Consider the following 13,423-nt stretch of genomic DNA (forward strand, 5'->3'; position numbering starts at 1 on the left):
CTATCTTTGAATAGGGGGCGCTAGGGGGGCGGCAGGGGCACGGCGCCCTCAGAGGTCACGCCCGGTCAGCCACCCCTGCAGGGTCGCGGCGAGTTCCGGGCCCCGGTCGGCGACCATGCTGAAGTGGTCGCCGACCGCGTCCACCGTCTCGTGCGGGTACGGCCACCGGGACCGCCAGCCGTCGGGCTCCCCCGTCCACTGGCCCAGCGGCTCGCTGGCCCGCACCAGCAGGGTCGCCGACGTCATCGGGGCGGGCTGCCAGTCCAGGAACAGCGGCAGGTACCCGGCCCACGCGGTGGTCCGCCAGTCGTCCATCGGGGTGTACGCGCTGTCCCGGTCGGTCATCCCGTCGAGCAGCTCGGGCACCCAGCCGCCGAGCACCTCGCTGTCGGCGGGGTAGGTGTCCATCAGCATCACCGCGGCCGGCGGCCGGCCCTGGCGGTCCAGCTCGCGGGCGAGCACGTTGGCGACCATCGCACCGCCGGAGTGCCCGCCCAGCACGTACGGGCCGTCGCCGACGACGCGCAGCACCGTGTCGGCGTGCACCCGCAGCAGGGCGGCCAGGTCGGCGGGCAACTCCTCGCCCACCCCGAAGCCGGGGTTGGGCAGCGCCCACACGTCGCGCAGGCCACGGAAGCCGGACGCGAGCCGGGCGTACTCGTGCGCCCCGGAGAGCAGCGACATGGTGCAGCAGAGGACCAGTGGCGCGCCGGCCCCGCCCTCGGCCAGCCGGAGGATCCCGGCCGGCCGGGAGAGCTGCCCGGGGTCGGTGAAGGACGGCCGGAACTGGGCGAGCTTGACCAGCAGCTCGGCGTAACCGGCCGAGTCCGCGCGGGCCTTGGGCTGGCTGAACAGCCCGCCGAGCAACCCGCCGCCGCCCTCCCCGGCGCCCTCTCCCGCGTCGCCCGCCGCGCCCGCGCCGAGAAGCTGGCCGAGCAGGTGCCGGGCCAGCGCCGTCGGGGTGGGGTGGTCGAACAGCAGGGTGGCGGACAGCTCCGCCCCGGTCTCCTGGCGCAGCGCGTCGCGCAGCTCCAGTGCGGTCAGCGAGTCGAAGCCGAGCTCCAGGAAGTCCCGATCGGCCTCGATCGCCCCGGGCGAGGCATGCCCGAGCACCGTGGCCACCCGCGCCCGGACCAGGTCCAGCAGGATCCGCTGCCGGTCCGCGGCGGTGCTGCCGGTCAGCCGGGTCAGCAGCTCCCGGGCCGGGTCGCCGGCGTCGCCACCGGCCGGCCCGTCCGCCGCGGCGGCGGCCGTCGCCTCGGGGACGCCACGCAGCAGCGGACTGGGCCGTACCGCGGTGAAGGCCGGCACGAACGCGGGCCAGTCGATGTCGGCGACGGCGAGCTGGTCGTCGCCCCGGCCCACGGCCTGCTGCAACGCGGCGACGGCCAGCTCGGCGTCGAGCGGCCGGACGCCCCGGCGGCGGAGCTGACCCGGCTCGGCGACCTCGTCGGCCCACGGCACCCAGGCCAGCACGGTGGCCGGCCGGCCGGCGGCCCGGCGGCGCGCGGCCAGCGCCTCCAGGCCCGCGCCGACGGCGGCCGTGACCGCCGCGCCGCCGCCACCCCAGGTGGCAGCGGTGGAGGTGAAGACCACGAACTCGTCGACGGGCCGGTCGGCGCAGGCGGAGTCGAGCAGCTCCACGGCGGCGACGCGGGCGGCGACGGCGGCGGCCAGCTCCGCCGGATCCAGGCCGGCGACCGGCTCGCCCGCTCCGCCGGCGTCGGCGACGTGGACGACCGTGCGGACCGGGTGGCCGGCGGCGGCGAGCCGGTCCAGCAGGTCGGGCAGCTCGGCGGGTTCGCCGATCGGGGTGACCTCGACGCCCCGCGCGGTCAGCTCGGCCGCCGCCTCGGCGGGCAGGGCCGCCCCGGTGAGCAGCAGGTGCGGCGCGCCCCGGTCGGCGAGCCAGCGCAGCACGTGCGGTCCGCGCGCGCCGGCCGCGCCGTCGACCAGCACCGCTCCCCTGGGACGCCAGTCCTCGTCGGCGGCGGCGGGACCGGTCGGTGCGGGTTCCAGCCGTCGCGCGTACACCCCGGCGGGCCGGACCGCGAGCTGGTCCTCGTCGCCCCCGGCCGCGACGAGCCGGGCCAGCGCCGCGAGGGCGGCGTCGTCCGGCGCAGCCGGCAGGTCGACGAGGCCGCCCCACAGCCGAGGCATCTCCAGCGCGAGCACCCGGCCCAGACCCCAGACGTACGCCCCGGCGACGTCCGGCGCGGGGTCGTCCGGGTCGACGGCGACGGCGCCCCGGGTCACGCACCACACCGGCGCGCCGAGGTCGGCCGCGCCCAGGGCCCGGACCAGCGCGGCGGTGCCGGCCAGCGCGGCGGTGCCGGCCGAGCCGCCCGCCGCGAGCAGCGACACCACGGCCGACGGGGCGTCCCCGGCGGGCAGGACGAGATCACCGGGGTCGTCGCCCACGGGCACCAGCACCGGCGACAGGCCCTCGGCGCGCAGCGCGGCCAGCACCGCGTCCGGGTCCGCGCCGGTCGGGGCGACCACGAGGCAGGGGCCGGCCGGCGGGGCGGGGGCGGCTGGCGGGGCGATCCGCGCCCAGCCGGCCCGGTACCGCAGGCCGTCCAGCTCGGTGCGGCGGCGCTGCCGGCCCCGGTACGCCCCGAGGACGGGCAGCAGCTCGGCCAGGGCGGCGCTCCGGTCTCCGTCGAGGCCGAGGACAGCGGCCAGCGCGGCGGGCTCGTCGGCCTCGACGGCGGCCCAGAAGTCCCCGTCCACGGCGTCCTCCGCCGGGGGCGGGGCGAGGCGGAACCCGGGCGGCTCCGGCCAGTACCGCTCGTGGTGGAAGGCGTAGGTGGGCAGGTCGACGCGGGCGGCGTCGGTGCCGGTGAACAGGGCGGGCCAGTCCACCGCCGCGCCCCGCAGGTCCACCGCGGCGAGGGCGGCGAGCAGCCCGGCCGCCTCCGGCTGGTCCCGGCGGGCCACCGGCACGAAGGCCGCCGCGTCGGCGTCGGGCAGGCACTCCCGGCCCAGCGCGGTGAGCGCGGCGTCCGGGCCCAGCTCCAGGAAGGTGCCCACCCCGGCAATGGCCAGGGTGGTCACGCCGTCGTGGAAGCGCACCGTGTCCCGGACGTGGTCGACCCAGTAGCCGGGGTCGGTGGCCTGCTCGGCGGTGAGCGTGTCGCCGGTGCGGTCGGAGACGACCGGCAGCCTCGGCGGGTGCCAGGTGACCTTCTCGGCGACCACCCGGAAGTCGGCCAGCATGGCGTCCATCCGGGCGGAGTGGAACGCGTGGCTGACCCGCAGCCGGCGGGTCCGCCTGCCCTGCGCGGCGAGGCGTTCGCCGGCCGCGAGCACGGCGTCGGCGTCGCCGGAGAGCACCACCGACGCGGGGCCGTTCACGGCGGCCAGGGCGACCCGGTCGTCGAGCAGGGGCGCCACCTCGGCCTCGGACGCCCGGACCGCCAGCATCGCCCCGCCGTCGGGCAGGGCCTGCATCAGCCGGCCCCGGGCGGCCACCAGGGTCGCCGCGTCGGCCAGTGACAGCACCCCGGCGACGTGCGCCGCGGCCAGCTCACCGACGGAGTGCCCGAGCAGTTGCTGCGGGCGCAGCCCCCACGCGGTGACCAACCGGTACGCGGCCACCTCGTACGCGAACAGCGCCGGCTGGGTGAACTCGGTGCGGTCCAGCAGGGCCGCCTCGGGCGAGCCGGGGTCGGCGAAGACGACCTCGCGCAGCGGGCGGGCCAGGTGCCGGTCGAGTTCGGCGGCCACCTCGTCGAAGGCGGCGGCGAACACCGGGAACCGGCGGTGCAGCTCGGCGCCCATCCCGGGGCGCTGCGCGCCCTGGCCGGTGAAGAGGAAGGCGAGCTTGCCGGCCGGGCGGGCCACCCCCCGGGTCACGCCCGCGGCGGGCCGGTCCTCGGCGACGGCCCGCAGGCCGGCCCGCAGCGCGTCGGCGTCGGCGCCGGTCACGGCCGCCCGGTGCGGCAGCGCCGCCCGGGTGGTGACCAGCGAGTACGCCACGTCGGCCGGGGCCAGGTCGGGGTGGGCGGCCAGGTGCTCCAGCAGCCGCCCGGCCTGCCCCGCGAGGGCCGGCGCGGAGCGGGCGGAGACGATCCACGGCGCCGGTGGGGCGGGCGTCCCGGCCGGGACGGGGGGCGGCACGTCGGCGGGGTCGGGCTCCTCGATGATGGTGTGCGCGTTGGTGCCGCTGACCCCGAACGCGGACACCCCGGCACGGCGCGGCTGCCCGGTCGCCGGCCACGGGGTCGCCTCGGTGAGCAGGGACACCGCCCCGGCGGACCAGTCGACGTGCGGGGTGGGGCGGTCGACGTGCAGGGTGGGTGGCAGCGTGCCGTGCCGCATGGCGTGGACCATCTTGATGATGCCGGCGACGCCGGCGGCGGCCTGGGTGTGGCCGATGTTCGACTTCACCGAGCCGAGCAGCAGCGGCCGGTCCGCCGGCCGACCCTGCCCGTACGTGGCCAGCAGCGCCTGCGCCTCGATCGGGTCGCCGAGGGTGGTGCCGGTGCCGTGCGCCTCCACCACGTCGACCTGGTCGGCGGTCAGCCCGGCGTTGGCCAGGGCCTGCCTGATCACCCGGCGCTGGGAGGGGCCGTTGGGGGCGGTGAGCCCGCTGCTGGCCCCGTCCTGGTTGACCGCGCTGCCGCGTACCACGGCGAGGACCCGGTGGCCGTTGCGGCGGGCGTCGGAGAGCCGCTCGACGAGCAGCATGCCGACCCCCTCGGACCAGCCGGTGCCGTCGGCGGCGGCGGCGAACGACTTGCACCGCCCGTCGGTGGACAGGCCGCGCTGGCGGGAGAACTCCACGAAGACCGTCGGGGTGGCCATCACCGACACCCCGCCGGCCAGCGCCAGGGTGCACTCGCCCAGCCGCAGCGCCTGGCAGGCCAGGTGCAGGGCGACCAGCGACGACGAGCAGGCGGTGTCCACGGTGACCGCCGGGCCCTCCAGCCCGAGCGCGTACGAGATCCGGCCGCTGGCCACGGCGGCGGCGCTGCCGGTGCCGAGGTACCCCTCGACGCCGCCGCCGACCCCGGACAGCAGGGCCGCGTAGTCGCCCTGGCTGCTGGTCGCCGCGTACACGCCGGTGGGCGCGCCGCGCAGCGTGGTCGGGTCGATCCCGGCCCGCTCGAACGCCTCCCACGCGGCCTCCAGCAGCAGCCGCTGCTGCGGGTCCATGGCCAGCGCCTCGCGGGGGCTGATGCCGAAGAACGCGGGGTCGAAGTCGCCGGCGGAGTAGAGGAACCCGCCCTCCCGCACGTACGAGGTGCCCCGGCTGTCCGGGTCGGTGTCGTACAGGGCGTCGAGGTTCCACCCCCGGTCGTCGGGGAACGGCGCCATCGCGTCGGCCCCGGCGGCGACCAGGTCCCACAGCTGCTCCGGCGAGCGCACGCCGCCGGGGAACCGGCAGCTCATCCCGATGATCGCCACCGGTTCGCTGAGCGCGGCGGCGAGCTGCTGGTTCTGCTGCTTGAGCTTCTGGTTGTCGAGCAGGGACGCGCGCAGCGCGCTGACGACCTCGTCCAGTGAGACGCTCATCGGGGACTCCTTGCGGCCAGCCGGGTCACGAGTCGGAGCCTTCCAGGGCCATCCGGACCAGACCGGCGACGTCCAGTTCACGGATCTCGGCCTCCGGCGCGGCCGGGACGGCCACCGGCGTGCCGGCGACCGGTCCCGCGGCGTGGGCCAGCTGGAGAAGCTGGTCCAGCAGCCCGGCCTGGCGTAGCTGGTCCAGCGGGATCGCGGCCAGCGCCCGGCGGACGGACGCCTCGTCGCCGTCGCCGTCGCCGGCCGCCGCGCCGGCGTCGGGGAACAGCTCCTCGTGGAGGTGGTCGGCCAGGCCGGCCGGGGTCGGGTAGTCGAAGACGACCGTGGTGGGCAGCTCGTGCCCGGTCGCCGCGGTGAGCAGGTTGCGCAGCTCCACGGCGGTCAGCGAGTCGAAGCCGAGGTCGAGGAAGCCCCGGTCGGTCTCGATCACGTCGCCGGAGGAGTGGCCGAGCACCTTCGCCGCGTCCACCCGCACCATCTCCAGCAGTGCCGCCCGTCGCTCCTCGCCGGGCAGCGCGCGCAGCCCGGCGAGCAGGTCCCGGGTGGCCGGCGCGGCCGGGGCGGGGCCGTCGGCGACGGTCTCCGTCAAAGCCCGCACTGCCGGCAGGTCGGCCAGCAGCGGGCTGGGCCGCAGCGCGGTGAACAGCGGCTGGAAGGTGGCCCAGTCGACGTCGACGACGGTGACGCAGACGTCCCCGGCGGCGAGCGCGTGCCGCAGCCCGGCCATCGCCACGCCCGGCGGCATCACCCGCAGGCCCCGGCGGCGAAGCTGCTCCGGCGCCCCGTCGTCGAACATGCCCGACTCGGTCCACGGCCCCCACGCCACCGAGGTGGCCGGCAGGCCCCGGCCGCGCCGCTGCTCGGCCAGCGCGTCCAGGTACGCGTTGCCGGCGGCGTACGCGCCCTGCCCGCCGCTGCCCCACACCGCCGCGATCGACGAGAAGAGCACGAACGCGTCCAGCTCGACGCCGTCGAGCAACTCGTCGAGCAACTCGGTGCCGACCAGCTTCGGGGCGACGACGTACGCGAGGTCCTCCAGGGTGGTGTCGGCCAGCGGCACCACCTCGCTGACCCCGGCGGCGTGCACCACCGCGCGCAGCGGCGGGCCCTCCCGCCGCAGCTCGGCGACGAGGTCGGTCATGGCGACCCGGTCGGCGACGTCGCACCGGGCCACCCGGCCGGAGACGCCGAGGGCCTCCAGCTCGGCGAGCAGCTCGGCCGTGCCGGGGGTGTCTGCCCCGCGCCGGCTGGTCAGCACCACCCGCTCCGCGCCGGCGCCGGCCACCCAGCGGGCCAGGTGCCCGCCGAGCGCCCCGGTCCCGCCGGTGATCAGCACGGTGCCCCGGGGTTGCCACGGCGCGGGCTCCCCGGCGGTGACGGCCGGGGCGAGCCGGCGGACCAGCACGCCGGAGTCGCGGACGGCGAGCTGGTCCTCCGCCGCGCCGCCGGTGAGGATGCCGCCGAGGCGCATCGCCGTCCAGCTCTCCAGAGTGGCGGGCAGGTCGATCAGCCCAGCCCAGCGGGCGGGCTGCTCCAGCGCGGCCACCCGGCCCAGCCCCCACAGCATCGCCTGGCGGGGGTTGACCGGCACGTCGCCGTCGCCGACGCCGACCGCGCCCTGGGTCACGCACCACAACCGGGCCGCCGCGTCGGTGTCGGTGAGCTCCTGGAGGAGCTGCACGGTCGCCGCGAGGCCGCGGGGCAGCGCCGGGTGCTCGACGTGCGGGGCGTCGTCCAGGCCGAGGAAGGACAGGATCGACAGGGTCCCGGTGGCCCCGTCGAGCGCCTCGCCGAGCACGTCGGCGAGCTGGCCGCCCAGCTCGTCGGGGTCGGCGGCGGTGTCGACGGGCACGGTGGTCACGTCACCGCCGAGGGTCCAGGTGCAGGAGTTCAGGTCGGGGTCGTCGGCCCGGTCGGCGGGCAGCAGCACCAGCCAGGGGCCGCTGTCCTGCTCCGTCGGCGGGCCGGCGAGCGGTTCCCAGACCACCCGGTACCGGGCGCCGTCCACGAGGGAGCGTTCCCGGCCGCGCCGCCGCCACGCGGACAGGGCCGGCAGCACCGCCCCGAACGGCTGGTCGCGGTCCACGTCCAGCTCGCGGGTCAGCGACTCGAAGTCCTCGGCCTCGACCGCCGCCCAGAACCGGCGCTCGACCTCGGTGCTGTCGTCCTCGACGGCGGCCAGGGCGGCCCAGTCCGGCGGCTGCGGCCAGTAGCGCTGCCGGTCGAACACGTACGTGGGCAGGTCCATCGGCTGGGCGCCGGTGCCCTCGTACAGCACGGACCAGTCCGGGGAGACGCCGTGGGTGTGCAGCGCGGCGACGGCCCGCAGCAGGGCGGCCGGCTCCGGCCGGTCCCGCCGCAGGGTGGGCACGACCAGCGGGGCCCGGCCGCCGGCCGGGGCGTCCTCGGCGAGGACGGCCTGGGTGAGGGCGGTGAGCACCCCGTCCGGGCCGATCTCGACGTACCCGGTGCAGCCCTGGGCCCGCAGGGCCGTGACGGCGTCGGCGAAGCGCACGGCGTCGCGGGCGTGCCGCACCCAGTACGCCGGGGTGGCGAGTTCGGCCGGGTCGACCACCGCGCCGGTGACCGTGGAGACCATCGGCACGGTCGGGGTCCGCGGTTCCAGCCGGGCGGCGACGGCGGCGAGGTCGTCGAGCACCGGCTCCATCAGCGGGCTGTGGAACGCGTGGCTGACGGTCAGCCGCCGGATGCGTACGCCCCGGGCGGACCACTCGGCGGCCAGTTCCTCGACGGCGTCGCCGGCCCCGGAGAGCACCACGGCGGCGGGGCCGTTGACGGCGGCGACGGAGACCCGGTCGGCGCGGTCGCCGAGCGAGGCCAGCACGTCGGCCTCGGCGGCGGCGACGGCGAGCATCGCCCCGCCGTCCGGCAGCGCCTGCATGAGCCGGCCCCGGGCGGCGACCAGCTCGGCGGCCTCGGCCAGGGTGAGCAGCCCGGCGGCGTGGGCGGCGGCGAACTCGCCGATGGAGTGCCCGGCGACCACGTCGGGACGTACGCCCCACGCCTGCAACAGCCGGAACAGCGCCACCTCGACGGCGAACAGCGCCGGCTGGGTGTACTCGGTGCGGTCCAGCAGCTCCGCGTCGGCGGTGCCGGGCGAGGCGTTCAGCACCGGCCTCAGCGGCCCGGGCAGGTGCGGGTCGAGGACGGCGCAGGCCTCGTCGAGGGCGGCGGCGAAGGCCGGGAACGCGGCGGCCAGCTCGCGGCCCATTCCGGGCCGCTGCGCGCCCTGCCCGGAGAACAGGTACGCCACCTTCGGCCGGGGCGCGACCGCGCCGATGACCACCAGCGGCGACTCCTCGCCGGCGCCGAGGGCGCGCAGCCCGGTGCGCAGCGCGATCCGGTCGGTGGCGAGGACGACGGCCCGATGCTCCAGGGCGGCCCGGGACACCACGGACGACCAGCCGGCGTCGACCAGCGGCGGCGCCTCCGGCCCGGTGAGCCGGTCGGCCCACGGGCCGGCCTGGGCGGCCAGCGCGGACGCGGTGCGCGCCGACAGCAGCACCGGCACCACCGGCAGCCGGTCCGGGTCCCCGGCCGGCTCGGTCGGGACGGGCAGTTCGGGGGCCTGCTCCAGGATGGTGTGCGCGTTGGTGCCGCTGATCCCGAAGGAGGAGACGGCGGCCCGCCGGGGGCGGCCGGTGACCGGCCAGATCCGGCCCTCGTCGAGCAGCTCGACCGCGCCCACGCTCCAGTCCACCTGGTCGGTCGGCTCGTCGACGTGCAGGGTCTGCGGCAGGTAGCCGTACCGCAGGGCCAGGACCATCTTGATGATGCCGGCGACCCCGGCGGCGGCCTGGGTGTGCCCGATGTTCGACTTGATCGAGCCGAGCCAGAGCGGCTGGTCGGCCGGCCGCTCCCGGCCGTACGTGGCGAGCAGGGCCTGCGCCTCGATCGGGTCGCCGAGCCTGGTGCCGGTGCCGTGCGCCTCGACGGCGTCCACGTCGGCGGGGGTGAGGCCGGCGTTGGCCAGGGCCTGCCGGATCACCCGCTGCTGCGAGGGCCCGTTCGGGGCGGTGAGGCCGTTGGACGCGCCGTCCTGGTTGACGGCGCTGCCCCGGATCACCGCGAGCACGGGGTGGCCGTTGCGCTGGGCGTCGGAGAGCCGCTCGACCAGCAGCACGCCGAGGCCCTCGCCCCAGCTCGTGCCGTCGGCGGCGGAGGCGAACGCCTTGACCCGGCTGTCCGGGGCCAGCCCCCGCTGCCGGCTGAAGCCCACGAACACCCCGGGGGTGGACATCACGGTGACGCCACCGACGAGGGCGAGCGAGCACTCCGCCTGGCGCAGCGCCTGGCAGGCCCAGTGCAGCGCGACCAGCGACGAGGAGCAGGCGGTGTCCACCGAGACGGCGGGCCCCTCCAGGCCGAGGGTGTACGACACCCGGCCGGAGAGCACGCTGCCGGCGTTGCCGGTCATCAGGTGCCCCTCGGCGCCCTCGGCGCTGTACATCAGGTTCCGGTAGTCCTGGTAGTTGGTGCCGACGAAGACCCCCGTGGGGCTGCCGCGCAGCGCCTGCGGGTCGATGCCGGCCCGCTCGATGACCTCCCAGGACGCCTCCAGCAGCAGCCGCTGCTGCGGGTCCATGGCCAGGGCCTCGCGGGGGCTGATGCCGAAGAAGCCGGCGTCGAAGTCGGCGACCCCGGTGACGAAGCCGCCCTCGCTCGCGTAGCTGGTGCCCTCGTTCTCCGGGTCGGAGTCGAACAGCCGGTCGAGGTCCCAGCCCCGGTCGGTGGGGAACTCGCCGATCGCGTCGCCGCCCGCGGCGAGGAGCTGCCACAGCCGTTCCGGGTCGTCCGCCCCGCCGGGGAGGCGGCAGCTCATCGCCACGATGGCGATCGGGTCGTCGTCGACGCCCGGGGCGGCCGGGGCGGGGGTGGCCACGTCCGGCACGGCCCCGGTGAGCAGCTCGTCCAGGTGCGTGGCGAGCACCGTCGGGTTCGGGTAGTCGAAGGCGAGCGTCGCGGGCAGCCGCAGGTCGGTGGCGGTGGCCAGGAAGTTGCGCATGTCGACCGCGGTCAGCGAGTCCAGGCCCAGGTCCCGGAAGGGCCGGGTGGCCGGGATGTCGTCGGCCGCGCCGTAGCCCAGCGCGGTCGCGGCGCACTGGCGGACCAGTTCCAGCAGCGCCTCGGCACGCTCCGCCGGGGTGAGCCCGGCGAGCCGGCGGGCCAGCGCCCCCGACGGGGCGGCCGGCTCCTCCTCGGTGGCCTCCGGCGTGGCCTCCCGGGCCGCCTCGCGCACCTCGGCGAGGTCGCCGATCAGCGGGCTGGGCCGGACCAGGGTGAACGCGGGGGCGAACCGGCCCCAGTCGATGTCGGCGATCAGGGTGGTGGTCTCGTCCCGGCGCAGCGCCCGGGCCAGGGCCTCGACGGCCAGGTCGGGGTCCATGCCGACCATGCCGCCCCGGCGCAGCCGCTGCTGGGCGCGCTCGTTGTCGGCGGGCAGGCCGGCCCCGCTCCACGCGCCCCAGGCCACGGAGAGGGCGGGCCGGCCCTCGGCCCGGCGTCGCTCGGCGAGGGCGTCGAGGTAGGCGTTCGCGGCCCCGTACGCGCCCTGCCCGGCGTTGCCGGTGGTGCCGGCGACCGAGGAGAACAGCACGAAGGCGTCCAGGTCCAGGTCGCGGGTCAGCTCGTCCAGGTGGGCGGCGGCGAGGCACTTGGGGGCGGCGACGGTGTGCAGGCGCTGCGCGGTGGCGGTGTCCACGATGCCGTCGTCGAGGACGGCGGCGGTGTGCAGCACGGCGCTCAGCGGGGCGTCCCCGTCGACCGTGGCCACCAGGTCGGCGAGCTGCGCCCGGTCGGCGACGTCGCAGCGGGCCACGGTGACCCGTACGCCGAGGTCGGTCAGCTCCGCCTCCAGCTCGGCGGCGCCCGGCGCGTCCGGGCCGCGCCGGCTGGCCAGCAGGACGTGCGCGGCACCGGAGCGGGCCGCCCAGCGGGCCAGGTGCCCGCCCAGGCCGCCGGTGCCGCCGGTGATCAGCACGGTGCCGCGCAGCCGCCAGCCGTCGTCGGTCGGCTCGCCGGACGCGGTCGGCTCGGGCTCGGTGATCCGGGTGAGCCGGCGGGCGAAGACCCCGGAGTCGCGGACGGCGAGCTGGTCCTCGCCGCCGTTGTCGCCGAGCGCCGCGCAGAGCCGCACCCCGGTCCAGGGGTCGAGGAGGTCCGGCAGGTCGACCAGGCCGGCCCAGCGACCGGGGTGTTCGAGGGCGACCGCGCGACCGAGGCCCCAGACGGCGGCGGCGGCCGGGCTCGGCGCCGGGTCCCCGGCGTCGACGGCGACGGCCCGCCGGGTGGCGCACCACAGCGGCGCCTCGACGTCGAGCGATCCGAGCGCCTGCACCAGCAGGACCGTCCCGGTGACGCCCAGCGTGGTGGCGGGGTGGTCGGGGTGCGCCCGCTCGTCGAGGCCGAGCAGCGACAGCACCGAGGCGGGTCCCTCGTCGGGCAGCGCGTCGCGCAGCAGGTCGGCCAGTGCCGCCGCGTCGGCGGTGGTGTCCACCTCGACGGGTACGGCGTCCACGCCGACGCTGCCGAGCGCGGAGAGCACGTCCTGGACCAGCGGCTCCTCGTCCAGCCCGGCGGGAACCGGGACCAGCCAGGTGCCGGCGAGCCGGTCCAGCGGCAGGTCGGGCAGGGCGTTCCAGGTGACCCGGTAGCGCCACCGGTCGATGTCCGGCTCGTCGTCGGCGCGGGCGAGGAACAGCGGCGGCGCCGGCCAGTACCGGTGGTGGTCGAAGGCGTACGTGGGCAGGTCGACGGTGGCCGTGGCGGCGAGGACCTTCGTGAGGTCGACGGGCAGGCCGACGGCGTGCGCGGTGGCCAGGTTGGTCAGCAGCCGGGTCGCGTCGTCGTCGCCCCGGCGCAGGCTGCCCAGCGTGTGCCCGGTGGCGCCGGTGTCGTCGAGGATCGCCGTCACCGGCATGGTCAACACCGGATGCGGGCTGATCTCCACGAAGGCGCGGTGCCCGGCGGCGATCGCCACCCGCACCGCCGCGTCGAACTGCACGGTCTGCCGCAGGTTGTCGTACCAGTACTGCGCGCCCATCGAGGCCGGGTCGACCCAGTCCCCGGTCAGCGTGGACACCAGCCGGACGTCGCCGGCCCGCGGGGAAACGTCGGCCAGGTCGGCGCGCAACTGCTCGGCGACCTGCTGCACCGACGCGGAGTGCGACGCGTAGTCCACCGGGATCAGCCTTGCCCGGAGTCCCTCGTCGGTGCACGCCCGCACCAGGTCGGCCACCGGCTGCGGCGGCCCGGACACCACGACGGTCGCCGGGCCGTTCACCGCCGCCACCCCGACGCCGGGGAACTGCGCGAGGCGGGCGGTGACCGCCTCGGCGGACAGGTCCACCGAGGCCATCGTCCCCGTGCCCCGCAGCACCGCCAGGGCACGGGACCGCAGCGCCACCGTCTTCGCCGCGTCGTCCAGGGACAGGATCCCCGCGACGCAGGCCGCGCCGATCTCGCCCTGCGAGTGCCCGATGACCGCCTGCGGGACCACCCCCGCCTGCCGCCAGACGGCCGCCAGGGCGATGCCGACGGCCCACAGCACCGGCTGGACGACCTCGACCCGGTCCAGCCACGACTCGTCGTCGCCGGTCAGGACGGAGACGAGATCCACGTGCAGGTAGGGGGCCAGGGCCCGCTGGCACTCGGCCAGCTTCGCGTCGAACACCGGCGTCCGGCCGACCAGGCCGGCCGCCATCCGCGCCGACTGCGCACCCTGCCCGGGGAACACGAACACCGGTCCCGCGCCCGGACCCGCCGCCGCGCCGGAGACCACGTTGCCGGCCGGGGAACCGGCCGCGACGGCGTCCAGGCCGGCCAGCAGCTCCTCGACACTCGACCCGACCACGGCGGCCCGCTGCTCGAACGT

At 77.5% G+C, this 13,423-nt stretch carries 2 protein-coding genes; both read right to left on the reverse strand.

What is annotated here, in order from left to right; translation table 11 throughout:
- Nucleotides 1–48: 48 nt before the first annotated feature.
- Nucleotides 49–5,520 (reverse strand): type I polyketide synthase, encoded by a 5,472-nt coding sequence (locus tag C5N14_RS19530; protein ID WP_117669544.1) that lies wholly within the window; start codon nt 5,518–5,520, stop codon nt 49–51.
- A gap of 25 nt (nt 5,521–5,545) precedes the next feature.
- A partial coding sequence (locus tag C5N14_RS19535) for a type I polyketide synthase (RefSeq protein WP_117669545.1) occupies nt 5,546–13,423 on the reverse strand: 7,878 nt, incomplete at its 5' end.

The organism is Micromonospora sp. MW-13 (genome assembly GCF_003434305.1).
Taxonomy (GTDB): Bacteria; Actinomycetota; Actinomycetes; order Mycobacteriales; family Micromonosporaceae; genus Micromonospora.

Excerpts from the sequence above, each read along its gene's own strand:
- C5N14_RS19530 (WP_117669544.1), bottom strand. The coding sequence starts at position 5,520 with ATGAGCGTCTCACTGGACGAGGTCGTCAGCGCGCTGCGCGCGTCCCTG.